At 70.8% G+C, this 20,896-nt stretch carries 20 protein-coding genes; 11 read left to right on the forward strand and 9 right to left on the reverse strand.

From position 1 onward, the window contains the following. The first annotated feature begins 509 nt into the window (after positions 1-509). From ACH4S9_RS29390 to ACH4S9_RS29420, 7 genes are all read left to right on the forward strand, one after another. A complete protein-coding gene (locus ACH4S9_RS29390) occupies positions 510-1,631 on the forward strand; it encodes an ATP-binding protein (protein WP_311729367.1) in 1,122 nt (373 codons plus the stop codon). Continuing rightward, a complete protein-coding gene (locus ACH4S9_RS29395) occupies positions 1,628-2,029 on the forward strand; it encodes a roadblock/LC7 domain-containing protein (RefSeq protein ID WP_311729366.1) in 402 nt (133 codons plus the stop codon). Before ACH4S9_RS29390 ends, ACH4S9_RS29395 begins: the two co-directional genes overlap by 4 nt. Further along, complete coding sequence (locus ACH4S9_RS29400) at positions 2,026-2,397, forward strand: DUF742 domain-containing protein (RefSeq protein WP_311729365.1); 372 nt, start codon at positions 2,026-2,028, stop codon at positions 2,395-2,397. Before ACH4S9_RS29395 ends, ACH4S9_RS29400 begins: the two co-directional genes overlap by 4 nt. Beyond that, positions 2,372-2,962, forward strand: coding sequence for an ATP/GTP-binding protein (locus ACH4S9_RS29405; RefSeq protein WP_311729364.1), 591 nt, complete (start codon positions 2,372-2,374; stop codon positions 2,960-2,962). The genes ACH4S9_RS29400 and ACH4S9_RS29405 overlap by 26 nt, the downstream gene beginning before the upstream one ends. A gap of 8 nt (positions 2,963-2,970) precedes the next feature. Next, positions 2,971-4,350, forward strand: a complete 1,380-nt coding sequence (locus tag ACH4S9_RS29410) for a cytochrome P450 (RefSeq protein ID WP_311729363.1) — start codon at positions 2,971-2,973, stop codon at positions 4,348-4,350. Positions 4,351-4,544: 194 nt separating this feature from the next. Continuing rightward, positions 4,545-5,759 carry a cytochrome P450 gene (locus tag ACH4S9_RS29415; RefSeq protein ID WP_385349709.1) on the forward strand — a complete coding sequence of 405 codons (1,215 nt, stop codon included), beginning with the start codon at positions 4,545-4,547 and terminating at the stop codon, positions 5,757-5,759. After that, entirely contained in the window at positions 5,743-6,537 is a 795-nt protein-coding gene (locus ACH4S9_RS29420) for an enoyl-CoA hydratase/isomerase family protein (RefSeq protein ID WP_385349677.1), read from the forward strand. Before ACH4S9_RS29415 ends, ACH4S9_RS29420 begins: the two co-directional genes overlap by 17 nt. 53 nt (positions 6,538-6,590) lie before the next feature. On the opposite strand, the gene ACH4S9_RS29425 is transcribed toward ACH4S9_RS29420, so the two are convergent. The 5 genes from ACH4S9_RS29425 to ACH4S9_RS29445 all read right to left on the reverse strand — a co-directional run bounded on the left by ACH4S9_RS29425 (position 6,591) and on the right by ACH4S9_RS29445 (position 12,924). Continuing rightward, positions 6,591-7,589: a nucleoside triphosphate pyrophosphohydrolase gene (locus tag ACH4S9_RS29425; protein WP_358847576.1), complete on the reverse strand. Its 999-nt coding sequence runs from the start codon at positions 7,587-7,589 to the stop codon at positions 6,591-6,593. Positions 7,590-7,603: 14 nt separating this feature from the next. After that, positions 7,604-8,254, reverse strand: a complete 651-nt coding sequence (locus ACH4S9_RS29430; protein WP_361187757.1) for a SurA N-terminal domain-containing protein — start codon at positions 8,252-8,254, stop codon at positions 7,604-7,606. A gap of 104 nt (positions 8,255-8,358) precedes the next feature. Then, positions 8,359-9,858, reverse strand: a complete 1,500-nt coding sequence (locus ACH4S9_RS29435) for a serine/threonine-protein kinase (protein ID WP_352135323.1) — start codon at positions 9,856-9,858, stop codon at positions 8,359-8,361. Positions 9,859-9,893: 35 nt separating this feature from the next. Beyond that, complete coding sequence (locus tag ACH4S9_RS29440) at positions 9,894-10,484, reverse strand: hypothetical protein (RefSeq protein ID WP_398374521.1); 591 nt, start codon at positions 10,482-10,484, stop codon at positions 9,894-9,896. 133 nt (positions 10,485-10,617) lie between these two features. Beyond that, complete coding sequence (locus tag ACH4S9_RS29445) at positions 10,618-12,924, reverse strand: class I SAM-dependent DNA methyltransferase (RefSeq protein WP_398374876.1); 2,307 nt, start codon at positions 12,922-12,924, stop codon at positions 10,618-10,620. Between the two features lie 157 nt (positions 12,925-13,081). Between ACH4S9_RS29445 and ACH4S9_RS29450 the strand changes: the two genes are divergently transcribed. Both ACH4S9_RS29450 and ACH4S9_RS29455 read left to right on the forward strand, forming a co-directional pair. Beyond that, complete coding sequence (locus ACH4S9_RS29450) at positions 13,082-13,813, forward strand: hypothetical protein (protein ID WP_398374523.1); 732 nt, start codon at positions 13,082-13,084, stop codon at positions 13,811-13,813. Next, positions 13,813-14,592, forward strand: coding sequence for a hypothetical protein (locus ACH4S9_RS29455; protein ID WP_398374524.1), 780 nt, complete (start codon positions 13,813-13,815; stop codon positions 14,590-14,592). The genes ACH4S9_RS29450 and ACH4S9_RS29455 overlap by 1 nt, the downstream gene beginning before the upstream one ends. Positions 14,593-14,699: 107 nt before the next feature. Here ACH4S9_RS29455 and ACH4S9_RS29460 read toward each other — a convergent pair whose 3' ends face one another. After that, positions 14,700-15,503, reverse strand: a complete 804-nt coding sequence (locus ACH4S9_RS29460; protein ID WP_398374525.1) for an HNH endonuclease family protein — start codon at positions 15,501-15,503, stop codon at positions 14,700-14,702. A gap of 58 nt (positions 15,504-15,561) precedes the next feature. Between ACH4S9_RS29460 and ACH4S9_RS29465 the strand changes: the two genes are divergently transcribed. After that, positions 15,562-17,025, forward strand: a complete 1,464-nt coding sequence (locus ACH4S9_RS29465; protein WP_358847583.1) for a DUF2079 domain-containing protein — start codon at positions 15,562-15,564, stop codon at positions 17,023-17,025. 13 nt (positions 17,026-17,038) lie between these two features. Here the strand turns inward: ACH4S9_RS29465 and ACH4S9_RS29470 are convergent, their stop codons facing one another. Continuing rightward, positions 17,039-17,827 carry a VOC family protein gene (locus tag ACH4S9_RS29470; RefSeq protein ID WP_398374526.1) on the reverse strand — a complete coding sequence of 263 codons (789 nt, stop codon included), beginning with the start codon at positions 17,825-17,827 and terminating at the stop codon, positions 17,039-17,041. A gap of 180 nt (positions 17,828-18,007) precedes the next feature. Between ACH4S9_RS29470 and ACH4S9_RS29475 the strand changes: the two genes are divergently transcribed. Continuing rightward, positions 18,008-18,502: an RDD family protein gene (locus ACH4S9_RS29475; protein ID WP_398374527.1), complete on the forward strand. Its 495-nt coding sequence runs from the start codon at positions 18,008-18,010 to the stop codon at positions 18,500-18,502. Positions 18,503-18,530: 28 nt separating this feature from the next. Here ACH4S9_RS29475 and ACH4S9_RS29480 read toward each other — a convergent pair whose 3' ends face one another. Together ACH4S9_RS29480 and ACH4S9_RS29485 are read right to left on the reverse strand one after the other, a co-directional pair. Continuing rightward, positions 18,531-19,211 carry an ABC transporter ATP-binding protein gene (locus tag ACH4S9_RS29480; RefSeq protein WP_311729350.1) on the reverse strand — a complete coding sequence of 227 codons (681 nt, stop codon included), beginning with the start codon at positions 19,209-19,211 and terminating at the stop codon, positions 18,531-18,533. Positions 19,212-19,273: 62 nt separating this feature from the next. Further along, positions 19,274-20,770, reverse strand: a complete 1,497-nt coding sequence (locus ACH4S9_RS29485; protein WP_398374529.1) for an ABC transporter permease — start codon at positions 20,768-20,770, stop codon at positions 19,274-19,276. Positions 20,771-20,896: the final 126 nt, after the last annotated feature.

The following is a 20,896-nucleotide window of genomic DNA, read 5'->3' on the forward strand; positions in this document are numbered from 1 at the left end:
TGCGTGTGCGAATGCCCGATCGGGCACTCAAGCACAGCGTGATTGGCCGATACCGGACCGCCACCGAAGGCCCGGCAGGGGGGTGCCCACGGGCGCGCCCCGCGACGCCCTGCCATACCCGGCGGAGTCGGTGAACACAGGGCGAAGTCCGCGTGGCTGAATCAGTGTCAGCGCCGCGAATGGGACGGAGGCACATGCACATCGGCCCCTGACCCTGGTGATACGATCACCGCGCTTGCCAGGCGAGCCATGGGCGCGTAGACACGCGGCATCCGGCAAAAAGCCGAAAAGGGTCATCACTCTGAGGAGCATTATGCCGCCAGTCGGGCATCTGGAGCCGATCCGGCAGGCCGACGCCCCCGCGCTGGCGCCGTGGAGACGGGAGTGCCGTCCTCGAATCGAGCGGGCCCCGTCCGGCCACTGACTCGCCGCCGCCCCGACGACAATCCGGAACGCACCGTGCGAAACCCTTTCAGTCCCTGGCGGTCTAGTCGCTTAAAGAGAGTCTCATGACGCAATACATACAGGACCCAGCGCTCTGGGCTCTGATCGTTGGTACTCCTCTCGCCGCAACCGCCATATTCCGCGGGCGAAAGGCACGTACAAAGCTCGTCAACGAGAAGGCCGAGCTCCAGAATCGCCATACCGAGCTCGAAAGCAATTATTCGGCAGCGGTCCAGGAAGCCCATGACCGCGCGGAAGAAGCCACGAAGAGCGCGCTGAAGTCCGCGATGCGTACGCTCCAGGGTCTCGCCAACGAGCAGCAGTTGGCGATCTCCAAGACCCAGGAGAAGTACGGGGAGCACTACATGCTCCAGGACCTCCTCGAGATCGACCACATGAACTCGCAGTTCGGTCGGCGTGCCCAGTCCATCGCCGTGCTCTGTGACGGCTGGCTCGGCCGCCAGCGCTCGGTCGCCTCGGTGTACGACGTGGTCCGCAGCGCGAAGGGCCGTATCCGCCACTACACGCGCGTCGAGATCCGTTCCCAGTCGAACTTCGCCCTGGTCAGCCGCGCCGTCGAGCCGGTCGCGCTGGCGCTGGCCGAGCTGCTGGACAACGCGACCAGCTATTCGGCACCGGACTCGCCGATCGACATCACCATCCGCACCGTGCCCAAGGGCGTCTGCATCATCATCGACGACGCCGGTGTCGGTATGAACGAGGAAGAGAAGAACAGGGCCGACGAGCTCCTCGCCTCCAAGCGAGCGTCGGGCGTCACGGGCCTGGGAAATCCCCCGCAGTTCGGTTTCGCGGTCATCGGCGTGCTCGCTGCCCGCTACGGCTTCACTGTCTCCGTGGATTCGGCCTCTCCCTACGGTGGTGTGCGCGCGGTGGTACTTCTGCCCGAGGACCTTCTCACCAACATGCCCGAGCCGGAGGAGCCGTCGGCGGTCACCCCGGCCGCCGCCAGGCCGCGTGCCGAGGAGGCTTCCGGCGAACCCTCCACGCCCGGGGGCCTGCCCAAACGTCGGCGCAAGGGCTCGATCTCCATCGTGCCCAGGGCGGACTCCACCTCCGCCGCGGCCCGGACGAGCGAGGAGGCAGCCTCGATCATGGGCGCTTTCCAGCGCGGCACTCAGTCCGGCCGCTCCGCAAACCCGAGCAGGGAAGGGCACGATCTTTCGTGAACAACGATCTGTCATGGATGCTTGAGAGCGCCCTGGAGGTACCAGGCGCCCGTCACGCGCTCCTGGTCTCCGCGGACGGTCTGCTGATGGCCCGCTCCAAGGACGTCCAGAAGGACGAGGCAGACTCGATCGCCGCGGCGATGAGCGGCATCCAGTCGTTGAGCCGCACGATGTCCAGCTTCTGTGGCGACCCCCGGATGACCTGGCGCCAGACGCTGGTGGAGTTCGACGGCGGCTGGGTCTTCCTCATCTCCGCCGGAGAAGGCGCCTACTTGGCCGTGTCGTCCGCTCCCGACGTCGACATGGCGGACATCACCTTCCGGATGCAGCAGCTCGTCGGCCAGCTCGGCAAGGCCCTCAGCACTCCGCCTCGAGAGAGCACAAGTATTCAGGCATGATTACACCGGGTGAGCAAGAGCCAGAGGCCGCGCCCTTAGTGCGACCGTACGTCATCACCAACGGTCGCGGTTTGCCGGAGAACGACCAGTTCAATCTGATCACGCTGGTCACCGCCTCCGAACAGCGACCACCAAGCCATTACGACCCGGAGAAGCGCCGCCTTCTGGACCTGTGTGGCGGAGGTTACCTCTCGGTCGCCGAAATCGCGGGACACCTGGGACTTCCGATCGGCATCGTGAAGGTGCTGCTGTCCGACCTCTCCTCGGACGGATATCTCATCACGCGCGCCCCGGCGCCTCCCGCTCAACTCGTTGACGTATCGGTGCTCCAGGAGGTGCTCGATGGTCTCCAGGCCCGCTTCGGATGAGGACGTCTATCTGCGCAACGATGTGCAGATAGCCGCCAAGATCCTGGTGGTGGGGCATTTCGCCGTGGGCAAGACGACATTCATCGGCACCATGTCCGAGATTCCCCCGCTGCGCACCGAGGAAACCATGACGCAGGCGGCGGCCCACATCGACGATCTGCGCGGGGTCCACGGCAAGACCACGACCACCGTGGCCATGGACTTCGGCCGGCTCACCCTCAGTGACCGACTCGTCCTGTATCTGTTCGGCACCCCCGGACAGCAGCGCTTCGTGCAGGTCTGGGAGGACATGACCCGCGGCGCCCTCGGGGCGCTGGTGCTGGTCGACCCCGACCGTCTCAAGGAGTCCTTCGACGTCATCGACCTGGTCGAGCAGTACGGGCTCCCCTACGCGATATCCGTCAACCACTTCGACGGCACGCCGGTCCGCTCCGACGACGAGCTTCGTGAGGCTCTCGACCTGCTGCCGGAGACGCCGGTCGTCACCTGTGACGCACGCGACACGAAGTCATCGGCCAACGCACTGATCACCCTCGTGCGCTATCTCCAGGAACGTGCCCGCTAGGAGCAAGAATGAACAACCAATCGGCCTTCCCCGAGCCACCACCCGGCTGCCCCGCGCACAACAGCGGCAGGCGCGTGCCGATGTACGGCCCGGAGTTCGCGGCCGATCCGCAGGCGTTCTACGACCACATGCGCCACTACGGGCCGGCCGCGCCGGTCGAGCTGGCCCCCGGTGTGGACGCCACCCTCGTCACGGACTACGCGGCGGCACTCCAACTGCTGCAGAACCCCGACACCTTCCGGAAGGACTCGCGCCGCTGGCGTGATCTGAACGAGGGCAAGGTGGCGCCGAACAACCCGGTGCTGCCCATGCTCGCCTACCGGCCGAACGCGCTGTTCACCGACGGCGCGGAGCATCTGCGACTGCGCCAGGCGGTGACGGACAGCCTCGCCGGCGTGGACGCGCACTGGCTCAGCCGCCAGGTCGAGCGCGTCTCCTCGTACCTGATCAGCCAGTTCAGCGCGCTCGGCGAAGCCGATCTGCTCAGCGACTACGCCAAGATGCTGCCGCTGCTGGTGTTCAATGAGCTCTTCGGCTGCTCGCCGTCCATCGGTGACCGGCTGGTCTTCGGCACCTCCGGCATCTTCGACGCCAGCATGGATGCCGAGAAGGCGAACGAGGAGCTCACCCAGGCCCTGATCGAGCTGGTCGCCCTCAAGCGGCGGCAGCCGGGCGACGACGTCACCTCGCGGCTGATGGCCCACCCGGCCAAGCTGTCGGACGAGGAGATGATCCATCAGCTGGTCATGCTCATCAGCGCCGGTACGGAACCGCAGCGGAACCTCATCGCCAACGGTCTGTACCTGCTGCTGTGCGACGAGAAGCACGCCGGCGGTACGCAGGCCGGCGGGCTCCTGGTCGAGGACGTCATCGACGACGTGCTGTGGAACACCCCGCCGATGGCCAACTACGCCCCGCATTACCCGGTGTGCGACGTCGACCTCGGCGGCAGCCTGCTGAACGCGGGCGATCTCGTGCTGATCAGCTTCGCGGCCGCCAACACCGACCCCGCGCTGTCCTCGTCGCGGCAGGTCCTCAGCAAGCGCGCCCACCTGGCCTGGAGCGCCGGGCCGCACGCGTGCCCCGCGAAGGACTCCGGCCAGCTCATCGCGGTGGCGGCCATCGAGAACCTGCTCAACCACCTGCCGGATATCGAACTGGCCGTGCCCGTGGAGAGCCTGACCTGGCGTCCCGGTCCGTTCCACCGGGCCCTCAACTCGCTTCCGGCCCGCTTCGCCCCGGTTCGCATGCAGCAGTCCTCGGTCATGTCCGCAACCCCGTCGGCGGGTCCGGCGACCACCCCCGCGGCCGCACCCCAGCCGCGCTCCCAGGGCAAGGCGTCGAAGAGCAGCGCGTGGAGCTCATTCCTCGCCTGGTGGCGGTCGTGATCTTGCCCACATTTCGAACCAATTTCCGTATGAATGGATGTTCAATCGTGCGGGTAGGACGTATCGGGAATTCAAGCGGACCGCTGTGTTCCAGCCATTTACGCGACTTAGTGTGACCCCGACCGGGGTTTTGTGGACCAGAAGGAGTGGTTGTGGAACCTACCGCCGCCGGCACGATCGTCGACCGCCGTTCAATGGTTTCACTCATGTCCCGCCTACGCGCTTCCCGAGGGCAGGCCGACCCCTACCCCATCTACGCCGAACTCAGGTCGATGGGCGATGTGCTGCCCGCTCCCTGGGGCGGACACCTTTTGCTGTCCCATGAACTGTGCGACCAGGTCCTGCGCAGTAGGACCTGGGCCACCTTTGATGCCGAGTGGCGGGCACGCCAAGGCGAGGGAAATCGCTGGAGCGCGCCCGCTTCACGTCAATTGAGTAAGACACTCCAGGGACTCAATCCGCCGCACCACACCCGGCAGCGGCGTTCCCTCGGAAATGTATTTGACCGCAATACGCTGACCGGGCTTCAGCCATTTGTCGCCCAGGCCGTCGAAGACCTTCTCGACCGGCTTTCCGGTCAACTGCGCACGAACGGCGAGGCCGACTTCTCCGCCCTGGTCGGCGAGGACCTGCCGGTGGCCACCATCGGCCACTGGCTGAAACTCCCCCAGGCCGACCACGCCCTGCTCAGGGAGCTCACGCACGGCCAGGCATATGCCCAGGAACTACTCCCCTCCGCCAGCCAGCTGGCTCAGGCCAATGCCGCCGCCGAAGGTCTACGCGAGTATTTCACCGCGGTGGTCGCGGAGCGCAGGCGGTCCCTCGGCGACGACGCCCTCTCGAACTGGATCCGCACCTGGGACGAGCTCGAACCGGACCGGGAGGTCGCTGACGAAACGCTTTACCACCTGGTGATGTTCATCGTCATCGCCTCGTTGGAGACCACCTCGACCCTGCTGTCGAACATGGTCTGGCTGCTCGACCAGCACCCGCGGCAGCGAGCCTGGCTGCTGGACCACCCCGAGGCCGCGCCCAACGCCGTCGAAGAGGTCCTGCGTTACGATCCCCCCATTCATCTGACCACCCGGGTCGCCACGGAGGACACCGTTCTCTCCGGGGTTCGAATAGCGAGGGACGAAGTAGTGCACGTCATGATAGCCGCGGCCAATCATGACCCGGACCAATTCGTCGACCCGGACACCTTCGATATCGGGCGCACGGCCGCCCATCTCGGTTTCGGCGGCGGAATTCATTACTGCATCGGAGCCGCACTCGCCCGGGTGGAGGCCACCGAACTGCTCCAGGGTCTCATCCGCCGTTTTCCGACCCTGCGCGTCACCACACCGCCCCTCTGGGAACCCCGCATGGCTTTCCGCCGGCTCACCGCACTCCATGTGGCCGAGCGCTGATCCGCGGGAAGAAGGTAACGGCGTGTCACTCAAGTCGCTGTATGTCACCCACGACGGCCCCGTGGTGCAGGTGAGGTTCAACACCCCGGAAAACGGAAACGCCATCACGGAACGCGTGCTGGACGATCTGCTGGCAGTGCTCGGTGCCGTGCACGACCGCCCCGATATCCGAGTGGTCGTGTTCTCCGGAGCGGGCGAGAATTTCTGCACGGGCGGCGACCGACGGGAATTCGGCGACCAACTCGACACGGACCCCACCGGTGCGGGGTTGCGGACCACCGGCGGCAAGGCCCGCCGGGTGTGCGACGCCCTGGCCACCACGAGCGCCGTCACCATCGCCCGGCTGCACGGCCAGGTCATCGGCGCCGGGCTGGCCCTGGCCCTCTTCTGCGATCTGCGCGTCGGGGCGGACGACTGCCGCTTCAGACTGCCGGAGCTCGCTCTGGGCCTCCCGGCCGCCTGGGGAGGCTCGCTGCCCCGCCTGTTGCAGGAGGCGGGGACCGCCAGGATCCGCGAACTGATCCTGACCGGCGCCGGGTTCGACGCGGCTCAGGCCGAGCGGCTGTCCGTGCTCCACCGGGTCGTCCCGGAGGCGGAGTTGGACCGCGTGGTCGACGAGTGGACCCGGCCCGTCGTCCGCCGCTCCGCCTCGGCGCTGCGGATCACCAAGGCCCTGCTGAACTCCTATGCCTCCAGCAGTCGGCTCGCCGACGCCAGCCTGCTGGACGCCGAGCTCATGGCATCGGTCATCGCCGCCGGACGGACAGGGAACGCATAGCGGGTGCCCGGCGGAACGGCCACGGGCCCCGGCGGTAGCGGGGTCCGCAGGCGTTATCCGGCCTTGCGCCGGGCGGCCTCGGCCGCCCGTATCGCGTCGCGGTACGTACGGGCCGCGGCGCGCAGCGCGGTCTCGGGCTCGATGCCCCGCTCGGCCGCCCGCACGGCCAGGGCCAGCAGTTCGTAGCCGACGCCCTCGCCCTCGGGGACCGGCACCGCCAGGCCCTCCGTACGGGCGCGGGAGGCCAGCTTGGCGGCCAGCGCGAGGGCGGGCTGACCGAGCGGCACCCCGTCGGTGACCGAGTCGCGCTGCTTCTCGATCGCCTTCGTACGCAGCCAGTGCGCCTTGACGTCCTCGGCGGTCTCGGCCGCCTCCTCGCCGAAGATATGCGGATGGCGGTGGACCAGCTTGTCCACGATCCCGCCCGCCACCTCGTCGATCGAGAACGGCTCGTCCGGGTCCTCCTGCGCGATCCGGGCGTGGAAGACGACCTGGAGCAGAACGTCGCCCAGCTCCTCGCGCAGCGCCTCGCGGTCGCCCTGCTCGATGGCCTCGACGAGCTCGTACGCCTCCTCGATGCCGTACTTGACCAGCTCCTCGCTGGTGCGGGCGCCGCTCCACGGGCACTCCACCCGGATCCGGTCCATCACCTGGACCAGGTCCAGCAGGCGCGCGCCCGGCAGGTCGTACGCGCCGGGCAGCAGCTCCAGATCCGGCATCCGCTCCCGCCCGGACCCGGCGAGCCGGGCCAGGCCGTCGGTCAGCCCGGAGTCCCCGTCCGCCGAGGTGATCACCACGGCGGTGCGGCCCGGCTCGACGGTGCAGTAGTCGACCAGCTCCCGAGCGCCGGGCGCCGCCTCCTCCACGACGACGCCCGCCTCCCGCAGATACGGCAGCTGCGGATGGGCCGGGTCCGCGCACAGCACCCGGTCCGCGCCGCGCAGCGCCTGCCACGCGGGCCACGACAGCAGCCCGGGCGCCACCCGGTGGCTGGTGGTGAGCAGGACGATACGGCCGGTGGGAGCGCTGTTGAGGTCTTGGGAGGCGGTCACCCTTGAAACGTAACCTACGCCTGCCGGCTCACGTCCTCGGAGGTGCGCAGCCAGGCCTCCTTGGTCAGCACGGCCGTGCCCCGCCGGTCGTCCCAGGTCCCGTAGCGCGGGTTGACCTCGATGCCCAGCTTCTTGGAGGTACTGGCGAAGACCTCGTTGACCTTGGCGGTGCCGAGCTTGGTGACCAGCGCGTTGCGCGTCAGCTCCATCCGCATCGCGTCGTCGATGCCGTCCGGGGCGATGCCCTGCTCCAGGTAGAGGCCGCGCAGCGCGGCGCCGCCGCCGGACTGGGTTTCGGCGGCCTTGCGGTACTGCTGCACATCGCGGCGGGTCACCCGCACCTCGTTGTCCTTGCCGGCCCGCTCGATCACCCGGAACTGGATCATGCGGATCAGGGTGTTCTGGCTCAGCTGACCGCTGTTGGCCACGAGCTGCTCGGACTTCGCAGAGCCCTGCTGTGCGTCCCGGACGTCGTTGACCCTCGCCTGGAGCTGCGAGACGGTGATCCGGCTGCCGTCCACGACGGCGGCGGCCCCGGGGTGCGCGTCATTACCGCAGGCCGTGAGCAGCGGTGCGGCGAGCAGCAGGGCGGACGCGGCGGGGATGGCGAGGGTGGCGCGGGTCTGTCGACGGTATGGGGGTCGCCCCCCAGAGGGATGCTGCATCAAGTCTCCCGGCATAGATCGACCTGGCGTTGATCGATGGTATGGAGTCGGCGCGGCCGAAGCCACTGCTTCGACAACGATTCGCCTGGGCTCCGGCCACCTCGCTAGCCGCGGACCTGCCCGAGCCAGTGCAGGGTACGGCGGATTTCCTCCGGAAAGGGATGATGCGGGCCGTGCAGCCGCTCGGCGTCGAACAGAAGGCGGGCCAGCATGTCATGGGCGGCCGGGCGGTCGCCGAGGGAGAGCAGCAGGAGCCCGATGCGGCGGCGGATCTCCAGCGGCGGGGTGGGGTCGGTGGCCGCGTACTGCTCGAAGTACGGGAGCAGGGTGCGGTATTCGACCAGCGCCTGTGCGGCCTCGCCGAGCTGCTCGAGGCACTGGGCCGCCTCGTAGCGGAACTGAAGGGACTTGCGCAGCGCCTCCGGGCCCGACTCGGCGGCGTACTCGTCGGCGAGGCGCCGCAGCTCGGGCAGGGCGCGGCGGTACTGCCCGTCGTCCATGAGGGTCACCGCGTACTGCTTGCGCAGCGACCGTACGACCGGGGACAGCTCGCCGTGCTCGGCGGCGGCCGCCGGGAGGATCGAGCCGAGGATGTCCACGGCCTGGGTGATCCACCCCTGGTCGAGCAGGCGCTTGACCTCGTCCACGGCCTCCGCCACATCCGAGCGCGCGGGGGCGGTGGGCGCGGGCGGTGGAGGGGCTACGGTCGGCGGGGCGGGGCGGTCCGGCCAGGGGGCGTGCGGGCGCAGGAAGGGGCGCGTGGGATCCATGGGGCCGGTGGCGGCGACACCGGGCGCCACGGCGGCATAGGGCAGCAGTGGAACCAGCGCCTGGTAGACCTCCTGGGCGTCGGCCGGCCGGTGCTGGGGGTCCTTGGCGAGCAGCCGCAGCACCAGCGCCTCCAGCGCCTCGGGCACCTCGGGCCGCGCCTGGCGGACCGGGACCGGCGGCTCGTAGAGATGGCGGTGCAGCACGCCCAGGGCGGTGGAGCCGGCGAAGGGCACATTGCCGATGAGGAGTTCGTGCAGCAGCACGCCCAGCGCGTACAGGTCGGTGTACGGGCCGACGGCGCCGCCCATGGCCTGCTCGGGCGCCATGTAGGCGGGGCTGCCGATGGGCGATCCGGTGTGGGTGAGGCGGGTGGTGTCGGTGTCCAGGACGGCGGCCACGCCGAGGTCGAGGACGGTCACCGAGCCATCGGGGCGGATCATCACGTTCCGCGGCTTGAGGTCGCGGTGCACGATCGGCACCGCGTGGACGGCGGAGAGCACGGCGCACAGCTGGGCCGCGACGCACACCGCCCACTGCCAGGGGTAGGGGTCGTGCTCGGCGAGGTGGTCGGCGAGGTCGGCGCCCTCGACGTACTGCATGATCAGGTACAGGTCGTCGCCGTCGCTGCCCGCGTCGTGCACGGTGACCAGACCGCGGTGGTCGACCTGCGCGGTGACCCGGCACTCGCGTACGAAGCGGCGGCGCAGGTCGTCCACGTCGTCGTTGGGTATCGCCATCCGGTCGGGGCGCAGCAGCTTGACCGCGACGCGGCGGTCGAGCCGCCGGTCGTACGCGGTCCACACCTGGCCCATGCCGCCCTGGCCGAGGAGCATGGCCAGCTCATAGCGGTCGGCGACGACGCGTCCGTTCAACGGCCCTGCTCTCTGCGGAGGTAGTCGCTGAGCTCATCCAACTCGGCGCGCACACGCTGGATGCGCTCCGGCTGCGGGTGAGGCTGGGGTTGGGGTTGCGGCTGGGGTTGCGGCTGGGGTTGCGGCTGGGCGTATGGCTGCGGGTGGGGCTGGACGGGCTGGTGCGGCGGCACGGGCTGGTGCGGCGGGGCCGGGTAGCCGTAGGGCCCCGGCGGGTGCGGGTACCCCGGCGGGACGTACGGCCCCGCGGCCGGCGCCGGGCGGTGGTGCCTGATGTCCACGATCAGGTAGTGCGTCGACACGCCTACGGCCAGCAGGAACATGACCGTCAGGGTCGTGTACGCCAGCGCGTCGGGCTCGTCCGGGCCGGTCCCGAACTCCACGAACGCGAGCACCACCACCACACAGGTGCCCCAGAACAGCAGCCAGTCGAGCGCGCGGCGGCGCAGGATGGCCACGCGCAGCATCGTCACCCACGACAGCAGGCCGAAGGTCAGCAGCGACAGGGCGACGAAGACCACCCGCAGGACGGCCACCGTCGCGGTGGACGCGGGGCGGGGCGGCGGCGCGGGTGCGTAGCCGTGCATTGCTGCTCCTGGGGACCTGGTGCCGAGGGTGTGCTCGCGCGCGTGCGGGCGCGCGCTTGAGCGTATACATCGACGTGGCGAGGGGAACCCGGGTTGTACGGAATCCGGCGTCTCTTTGATCACATAAGCGCGATCAATGGGGCTGGACGGTACCGTCGGCGAGTCCGTCGTACAGCCCTCGCATCAACTGCTCCCCCAGCCGCCCCGCGAGCCTCAGCGCCTCCTCGAAGGAGGCGAGGGTGCGGTACTGCTGGCCGTAGCGCCGCTGGTCCGCGAGCGGGAGCCGGGGCAACCGCAGGCGGCGTACGTCGAGCCGGGTGGCGGTCGACGCATAGCTGCTGGCCTGCCGCTGGTTGGCGCTGCCGCGCAGATACCCGGCGAGGAACCACGGGTCCAGCGCCTCCGGGTCGGGCCGCAGCAGACACAGATTGCGGGCGAGCGCGGCCCCGGCCGCGGCCTCGTCCACCACGCGGGCGACGGTGCCGCCGCCGATCAGCGGCACCACGACATCGCCCGCCGCGGTCAGCACCGGCTCCTCGGCGGGCGCCTCGGGCCGCTCGCCGGCCGCCGCGCCGGGCGCGGGGGCCTGGGCGGCGGGGAGGGTGCCGCTGGGGCCGGTCCCGGTGAGCACATCGGACTCGGTGAGCAGAGGGGGCGCCCCCGGCCCCGCGGCCGCCGTCGCCGCACTGCCGGTGCGCAGCACCAGGGCGCCGGCGCGGGCCAGTTCGCCGACGGTGGTCATGGGCCAGCGCTGGCTCTGCGCCCCGGCCGCCGGGCCCGCCGCCCGGTCCTCGGGTCCATCCGGGCCCGCGGGCGCCACGGGGGTCAGTTCGACGGTACGGGCCAGGGTGGCGGTGAGCCGGTCGCGGACGGCGGCCAGCTCCTCGGCGCCGCCGCCCGCGGCGGGCGGCGGCAGATGGCGGGCAGGAGCGAGGTCGACGTCGTCGTCGAGGAGTTCGATCACGGGCACCACCCGGCACACCCCGGGCCGCTCGGGGGCGCCGCCGCCGCTGTCGAAGGCGCGCCAGGCGTCCAGGACGGTGTCGCGCACGAGCTGCCAGGGCAGCTTGTCCCGGCCGGGCGAGGCCGCGGCCGCCGGATACCCGGGGACCCCCGCCACCGGGCCGTCGCCCGGGGCCGCCGCCGAGGCCGCGGCCGCCGCGGCGTCGACCAGCAGCAGCCGGGGCGCGGCCGGCTGCCCGGCCCCGGGGCGGCACAGCACCCACAGATGCAGCGGGATGCCGTACGGCGGGGCGGCCCCGGCGGGCAGCGCGACCACCGCCCGCAGCGCGCCGCGCCGCAGCAGATCGGCGCGGATGCGGCGGCCGGAGCGGCGGGAGGCCGCGGCGGGAGGCATCAGCAGCACGGCGGGGCGGCCGTCGCGGACGTGGGCGAGGGCGTGCTGGACCCAGGCGAGCTCGGATTCGGTGCGGGCCGGGAAGCCGTACTCCCAGCGGGGGTCGTAGGCGAGCTCGTCGTGGCCCCAGTTGCGCTCGTTGAACGGCGGGTGGGAGACGACCGCGTCGGCGGTGTGCTGGGGCAGGGCGTCCGCGCGCAGGCTGTCGCCGCCGTACACCCGCACCTGGGCGCCGTGGGTGTCGTGGGCGTCGTGGGCCAGGGCCAGCCGCAGCGCGGTGAGGGCGGCCAGGTCGCGGTCCAGCTCCTGGGCGTACAGCGTGGCCGCGCTGTGGGTGCGCAGAACGGCGCGCAGCAGGCCGCCGGTGCCGGAGGCGGGGTCGAGAACGATGGGCCCGGCCCCCTCAGGACCCCCGGCGCCCTCGGGACCCGCCGGGCCGCCCGCCACCCCCGCCAGGGCGGCCATCAGCTCGGCGAGGTCGGGCGGGGTGACCGTGTACTGCCGCGGGTTGGCGTCCAGATGGCGCCCGACCAGGAACTCGTACGCCTCGCGCGGGCCCGCCTCGGCGGCCAGCTCGGCCGCCTGGCGCAGCAGCGGTACGAAGGGCCGCAGCCCGTCCGGGTCCGCGACGGGCACGGGGTGCTGCTCGCCGAGCCGGGCGGTCAGCACCGGGGCGAGCGCGGGCGGCAGCAGCTCGGCCAGCTGCGGATCGGCGGCCTCGCTCAACTGGCGCCAGCGGGCGGGCCGGTCCCGTACGAGGAGGAGTACGGCGCCGATGTGGCCGAGCGCGGCGGGGGCCCCGGCCGGATGCCCGGCGAGCAGCTGCCAGAGACGCTCGCGCAGCGGCACCTCGGCGAGCTTGCCCTGGGCGCGCAGCCAGCGCTCGACCTCGCCGAGGGCGAAGGTCGGGCTGGTCTCGGTGCCGCCGACCGGCTTGGGGAAATCCGCGTGGCGGCGCCGCCAGTTGCTGACGGCGGCCCGGCCGACCCCGGCCAGCCGGGCGATCCCGGCGGCGGTCACCTCTGCTGCGTTGTCGGCCACCTGGCTGACTCCCGTCCCGTGTGCGGCTGTGGCGTCGAGCATATCGATCGCGATCTTCAAAGAGATACGTTCACGCCGTGAATCCTACCGCTCAACTGATTCTTGTTGACTCGGTTCACAGACTCTGCTGTGATTGACCCATCGGTTCACGGGGCCACTCCGGCCCCGATAAGAGCGTCAGATAGGGGTGGGCTGCCGCATGTCGCAGCAGACGAAGCAGAACTGGTTCGCCCGGCACAAGGTCCTGACCGGGGCGGGGGCGCTCGTCGTGGTGATCGCCATCGGCGGCGCCTTGGCGGGAGGCGGAGACGACAACAAGGACAAGGACAAGGGCACCTCGGCCCAGGGGACCTCGTCCGGCGGGGGCTCGAAGGACAACTCCGCCGACAAGGCTGACAAGGCCGACAAGGCCGAAAAGCCCAAGGCCGAGGCCGCCATCGGCGGCGACGGCACCTTCCAGGTCGGCTCCGACGTCAAGCCCGGCACCTACATGTCCACGGACAACACCGACGGCATGTGCTACTGGGAGCGGGCCAAGGACTCCAGCGGCGAGACCGACTCGCTCATCGCCAACGACAACGTCATGGGCACCGCCTATGTGACGATCAAGGCGACCGACAAGATCTTCAAGTCGAACGACTGCCACGGCTGGGAGGCGGTCCCCGCCAAGGCCTCCGGCACCCCCAAGTCCGAGGTGGACGGGAACGGCGGCATGTACCGGATCGGGGCCGACCTCGCCCCCGGTACATACAAGTCGACCGGCAACGCCGATGACGACACCTGCTACTGGGAGCGCGACAAGGACGCCCTGCACGGCATCGACTCGATCATCGCCAACGAGAACGTCTCCGGAAACGGCGTGGTGACCATCGCCGCCGGCGACGGATACTTCAAGACCAACGGCTGCAAGAACTGGAAGAAGACGAACTGATGCGCTCCACCACGACCCTGGCGGCGCTGTGCGCCGTGACCGCACTCGCCCTGACCGCCTGCGGCTCCGACGGCGACAAGGGCGGCGAAGCCGGCAAGTCCGGGCAGTCGGTCTCGGCGAGTTCGAAGGCCACGGCGTCCACCAAGGCCCCCGGCTCCGAGTTGGAGAAGCTGACCGGTCCGCAGATAGCCAACAAGGCCATGAAGGCGATGAAGTCGGCGACGTCCCTGACCACGGACCTGGACGGCATCGTCGACGGCGGCTCCATGAAGTACCACATGTCCTCGGACAACAAGGGCGATTGCGCGGGCAAGGTGAGCATGGGCGCCGACGGCGGTGTCGAGCTGATCAAGACCGGCGGCCTGGTCTACATGAAGTTCGACCGCGCCTTCTGGAAGTCACAGGGCGGCGAGGACGGCGCGGCGGCGGCCGAGGCGATCGGCGAGCGCTGGACCAAGTCCAAGGCCAGCGGCGCGGATGCCAAGGACTTCACCGCCTTCTGCGACTCCGACGCGATGCTGGCCGGCTTCGAGGCCGGCCCCAACCTCGCGCGCAAGGGCGAGACCACCACGGTCGACGGCAAGCCCGCGATCACCCTCACCGAGACCGACGGCGACGAGACGTACACCACCTACGTCGCCACCGAGGGCAAGCCGTACATCCTCAAGATGGTCATCAAGGGCGGCAAGGAGCCCGGCACGGTCACGTTCAGCGACTTCGACAAGCCGGTCGACGCCAAGGCCCCGACCGGGGACATCGTCGACCTCGACGCCCTCTGATCGAAGGCCGGTCGAAAGCCCGTCGAAAGCCGGTCGAAAAGGCCGACATTGCCCGCGCGCCGACCCGGCGCGCGGGCGGCTTCATGTGCGGCTCGATGTGGTGCGGGTCACCCGGCGCACTGCTGCCGCATCATCCGCTGGTCGGCGGCGGTCACCGGTATCTCGTACTTGAGCGCGACCTGGGCGAAGCGGGCCGCGTACGCGCACCGGATCGAGGTGTCGGGCGGCAGCCAGGACGCGGGCCCGGAGTCGCCCTTGGACGAGTTGGCCCGGCCGTCGACGGGGATCAGGTTGAGCACGTCGTTCGCCAGCTGTTGGCGCTTGCTCTTCGGCCAGCGCGAGGAGCCCATCTGCCAGCTGTACGACAGCGGCACCACATGGTCGATCTGCACCTCGGCGGCCTTCTCCTTGCGCCACTCGATGGTCTTGCCGGTGTACGGGTCGTGCAGCGTCATGGCGACGACCACACAGTCGGAGCCGGACCGGAAGCGCAGCTCCTGCCCGTCGCGGCGCAGCAGGTCGTTCCGGGTGTCACAGCCGTTCCGCGCCAGCGGCACCCCGTCGGCCGTGTCCATCCACGCGTAGCCGAACTTGTCCCGCTCGTAGCCCGTCCTCGGCCCCCGTCCCTTGGTGACCAACTGGTCGATGAGCCGTTCGGCCGCGACCCGGTCCGTCTTCGTCGTCACGGGCGCCAGGCCCGGCTTCGTACCGTCCGGGTTCTTCAGCGGAATGACCGCCTGCCCCGCGCCGCCCTGTCCAGCGCTGCTCTGTCCACCGCTGCTCTGTCCGCCCCTGCTCTGCTTTGCGCCGCTCCGGCCGTCGTCGTCCTTCTCGGACCCGGACGAACACCCGGCGACGGCCAGCAGCACGGCGAGCCCTGGAATCAGCGCCCGCCCAAACCGTTTCTGCAACCCTCCGGCCTCCTTCGGTATCTTTTCGCACAGACCGCCCACACGATAAGGACCCTGGATGGACACGGCCGCCGCACTCCCTCCCGGCACCACCACCGAGGGAGCGACCGCCACCTTGGACCGCGCCCGGCCGGGCGGTGCCTCGGCCGCCGGGCTACGGCACCCGCGCCTCGACCCGTACTGGCTGGCCTCGGCCTTCTTCGTGGCCTTCGCGGCGGTGTCGATCACCCGCTACCGGCGGATGGCGACCATGTCCTGGGACCTGGGCATCTTCGAGCAGGCGATACGCTCCTACGCCCATCTCCGGACCCCCGTCGCCGATCTCAAGGGCCCCGGCTTCAACATCCTCGGCGACCACTTCAGCCCGGTCACCGCCCTGCTCGCCCCGTTCTACCGGGTCTTTCCCTCCCCCGTCACCCTGCTGGTCGCCCAGGCCGCCCTCTTCGCCCTGTCGATCATCCCCGTCACCCGCGTGGCGACGCGCCTGCTGGGGCGGGGCCGGGGGCTGGCGATCGGCGTCGCGTACGGGCTGTCCTGGGGCGTCCAGCGCGCCGTCGACTTCGACTTCCACGAGATCGCCTTCGCCATGCCGCTGCTCGCCTTCTCCCTGGAGGCGGTGATACTCCGGCGCTGGTACGCGGCGATGCTCTGGGCCGCCCCGCTCGTCTTCGTCAAGGAGGACATGGGGGCCACGGTGGCCGCGATCGGCGCCGTGATCGTGATCCGCGCCTGGCAGGAGCGCCCGCCGCGGATCGTCCCGCTCGCGATCGGCCTCATCGGCTTCGGCGTGCTGGCCTCCGCCCTGGCGCTCGGGGTGATCATCCCGAGCTTCAACGGCGGCGGCTCGTACGACTACTGGGACAAGGTCGGCAGCGGCGGCGAGCAGACCGGGACCATCCCCTTCGAGACCGCGGTGCGCACCCTGCTGTGGGTGCTGCTGCCCACCAGCGGCCTGCTCGCGCTGCGCTCCCCGCTGCTGCTGGCCGCCGTGCCCACCCTCGGCTGGCGCCTGGTCTCCCACGACGACCACTACTGGGGCACCGACTGGCACTACAGCGCGGTGCTGATGCCGATCGTCGCGCTCGCCCTCGTCGACGCCACAGACCGCGCCCGCGACAGCGACCGCGCCTGGCTGGCCTCGTACGCCCGGCAGCTGCCCGGCATGGTCGCGGCCGCGGCGCTGGCGCTGACCGCCTCGCTGCCCCTGGAGAACCTCACCAACCCGGACTTCTACGAAAAGCCCAAGGAAGTCACCGAGGTCGAGCGGCTGCTGGCCAGGATCCCGGACGGGGCGTCGGTCGAGGCCAACGTGGGGCCGATCAGCCGGCTCACCAACCGCTGCCGGGTGCTGTGGGTCGGCAACACCCGCGATGTCGTGCCGGACTACATAGCCCTCCAGGAGCCGGAGCGCACGCCCGGGGAGCTCGTGCAGTACGCGAAGCAGCTGCACCCGAACCAGCGCTACGCGTATCTCGGCTCCACCGGGGGCTACTTCGTGCTCAAGCGGGCCGACGCGGGCTGAACCGCGGTCATCCTCACGTGGTCATCGGCTTCGGGGCGATCAGGGCGAACGCCGCCCCCTGCGAGTCGCGGACCACGGCCATCCGGCCCGCCACCATCTCGAAGGGCTCCCGGCCCACCGTTCCGCCGGCCGAGAGCACCCGCGCCACGGCCCCGTCGGTGTCCGCGACCGCGAAGTAGACCAGCCACTGCGAGCCCACGTCGGCCGCGGCGTCCTCGCTCAGCTGCTGCATCCCGCCCACCGGGCGGCCGTCCACGGACAGGGCGAAGTAGCCCTCGGCGCCCTCCATCGGGGCGCTCCGGATGCCCAGCGCCGCCTCGTAAAAGGCGGCGGCCGCCTCGTGGTCGGTGGTGTTGAGCTCGTTCCAGATCAGTGCGCCGGGTTCGTTGACGATGCCCGCGCCGGGGAACTCCCGCGGCTCCCAGACGCCGAAGACCGCCCCGGTCGGATCGGCCGCCACCAGCATCCGCCCCAGGTTCATCACCTCCACGGCCGGGGTGAACACGGTCCCCCCGTTGCGGGTGATCGCCTGAAGGGTGGCATCGGCGTCGGCGGAGGCGAAGTACGTGGTCCAGGCGGGCGGCGGCACGGGCTGGTCGCCCATCGACTCGGCCGACATGATCCCGGCCACGGGTCTGCCCTTGAGGGTGCACAGCGCGTATCCGCCGGTCTCGGGCGGGCCGGGGCTGCCCTCCCAGCCGAGGACCCCGGCGTAGAAGCCGAGGGCGGCCGCCTGGTCGGGGGCCACCACATCGATCCAGCAGGGGGTGCCGGGCTGGTAGGGCTCGCTGACTTCGGGCATCGGCGCCTCCGGGTCGGGCCCCGGCCGTCGCGGCGGCCGGACATCATCCCCTCGGCCCATTCTCCCGGGGTGCGGCGGCGCCGCCACTCGGCGCCGCGCCACACCTCTCTCACCGCATCGATACCGGCCGCGCACCGTCTTGAGAAAAGAACGTCACAGACGCGCGGCAGGATGCCCCACATGATCGACTCCCAGGCCCGGCAGCCCTACCCGCACCCGTACGCCCATCCCCCGCATCCTCAGCCCCAGCCACAGCCGCCCGCCGTCCCCGAGGCCATCGGCGATTTCCGGCGGTGGTTCTCGGCGACCGCGGACGGCCTGATCGCCCTCTTCGGCGGCATGGCCATCACCGTGCGGCTCATTCCCGCCCTCGGTGGGCCGGAGCCGTTCTGGGGCACCGCCCTGGCCGGGGTGTTCGGGCTGTCCTTCCTCCACCATGTGCTGGGGCCCTGGATCTTCCGGACGACGATCGGCAAATTCCTGTTCGCCGCCCGGGTGGTGCGCGACGCGGACGGCGGGCGGCCGCGCTTCTGGCAGACCGTCCGGCGCTGGGCATACGGGCTGACCTGGCTTCCGATGCAGCCGATTCAGAGCCTGTTCGGCGCGGACGGCGACCCGTACGAGGACGCCTGCGGCCTGCGCTACGTACGCGCCAAGGACCTGCGCCGACGCTGACGCCCCGTACCGGATGGATCCGGGCGGCTCAGGCGGCGCGCTCGGTGACCTTCACCCTCCCCTTCTCGATCGTGGCCAGGCGCGGGGCGCGGCGGGCGATGGCGCTGTCGTGGGTGACCATGACGAAGGTCAGGCCGTGCTCCTCCCACAGCCCCTCCAGCAGGGTCATGATCTCGTCGCGCATCGACTCGTCCAGGTTGCCGGTCGGCTCGTCGGCGAGCAGCACCTTGGGGCGCTTGACCAGCGCGCGGGCGATCGCCACGCGCTGCTGCTGGCCGCCGGACATCTCCCCGGGCAGATGCCCGAGCCGCTCGCCGAGCCCGACCGACTCCAGCGCCTCGGCGGCGCGCCCGCGCCGCTCGGCGGCCTTGACGCCCAGCGGGACGAGGGCGGTCTCCACGTTCTCCTGCGCGGTGAGCGTGGGGATCAGATTGAAGCTCTGGAAGACGAAGCCGATGTTCTCGGATCTGACCTTGGTGAGCCGGGCCTCGCTGAGCGAGGCCAGATCGACGCCGTCGAGCTCGACCGCGCCGGAGGTGGGGCGGTCCAGGCCGCCGAGCATCTGGAGCAGGGTGGACTTGCCGCCGCCGGTGGGGCCCTGGATCACCAGACGGCCGCCGTCCTCGATGGTCAGGTCCACGCCGGCGAGGGCGTCGACGGTGTCCTTGCCGCGCCGGTAGCGCTTGGTGACGCCGCTGAGCTGGTACATGGGGTGACTCCTTGACTCCTGGTCAGGCGTTCAGGCGTGGGCTGAGGGTGGGGATCGCCGGGCTACTCGACGCGGCGCAGCGCGTCCGCCGGGCGCAGCCGCGAGGCGCGCCAGCCGCCGAAGCCGCCCGCCACGAGCCCGCCCGCGACGGCGAGGCCGACCGCGAGCGCGATGGTGGCCGCGCTGACCGGGGCGGTGAGCGCCACGTCCAGCGACTTGGTCGCGGCCTGGCGCAGCCCGCCGCCCATGCCGCCGGGCCCGCCGCCGCCCGGGCCGCCCATGCCCATGCCGCCGCCCGCGCCGCCTCCGGTGGAGCCCAGCTGGGCGGTGAGGCTGGGGCTGATCGCGGTCACCGCGTAGGCGCCCGCGAGGCCGAGCGCGATCCCGAGCGCCCCGCCGAGCAGCCCGTTGACCAGGGCCTCGCCCACCACCTGGCGGGTGACCCGGCCGCTCTTCCAGCCCAGCGCCTTGAGCGTGCCGAACTCCCGCACCCGGCGGCTGACCGCCGAGGAGGTGAGCAGCCCGGCGACCAGGAAGGCGGCGGCCAGGACGGCGATGGACAGCCACTTGCCGACGTTGGAGGCGAGGTCGGAGGCGGTGGACAGGGAGCCTGAGACGGTCTTGGCGAGGTCGGCGGAGGTGGTGACCGTGGTGCCGGAGACGTTTCTCTGGATGGCCGACTTGACGCCGTCGATGCGCTGCGAGTCGGCCGCCTTGACGTAGACGGTGGTGACCTTGTCCTTGGAGTCGGAGAGGGTCTGCGCCTGCTTGAGCGGGATGTAGACGTTCGCGGCGGACGAGCCGCTGTCGGCGGTCGCGATCCCGATGATCTCGAACTTGGTGCCGGAGATGGTGACGTCGTCGCCCAGCGCCAGCTTCTTCTCCTTGGCGTACGCGCTGTCGACGACCGCCGCCTTGGCGTTGCCCTGCGCGCTGGTGAAGGTCTTGCCCTTGCTGATCCTGGAGGAGGTCAGCGGGCCGAGGCCGAGGTGGGAGACGTCGACCCCGTAGACGGAGAAGGAGTTGACGTCGAACTGGGCGCCGCCGCCCTCGACCTGCCCCTGCGGCGCGCCGCCGCCCTCGCCGCCGGGGCCGCCGCCCTGCCGGTTGCCGCCGGCGTTCGGGTTCTGCTTGAACTCGCCCCGGTTGAACTGCCCGCTGACCTTCAGGACCTGGAGGTTCAGCCCGCCGACCGCGTCGGCGACCCCGTCCTGCTTCCCGATCTTGGTCACGGTCGCGGCGGACAGGGTCTGGAAGCCCTGCACCATCACCCGGTCGCTGCTCTGCTCTTTGTCGTCGTCGCTGTCGCGGGCGTCGAACTCGAAGCGCGGGCGCGAGTTCTGGTTGCTGCCCGAGGACGCCTCGCGGGCCTTGGTGACGGTCATGTCGGTGCCCAGGCCGTACAGCGACTCCAGCACCTTGCCCTGTGCGCGCTCCATGCCGGAGGACACCGAGGTGACGACGATGACGAGCGCGATGCCCAGTGCCAGACCCGAGGCGACGACGAGCGCCGCCTTTCTACGGCGGCGCAGCTCGCGCCGGAGGTAGGTGAAGAACATGCGCGCGACGGTAGGGGCGTCGTGTGATGAGCGGATAAGGGCAGGATGAGAGCGGGCTGAGAAAGCCGACGGGCGGCGGCCGGCCCGAGAAGGCCGACCGCCGCCCGGGGCGGAAGTGCTAAGGGT

It is taken from the genome of Streptomyces sp. NPDC021225 (genome assembly GCF_044332865.1).
GTDB lineage: Bacteria > Actinomycetota > Actinomycetes > Streptomycetales > Streptomycetaceae > Streptomyces.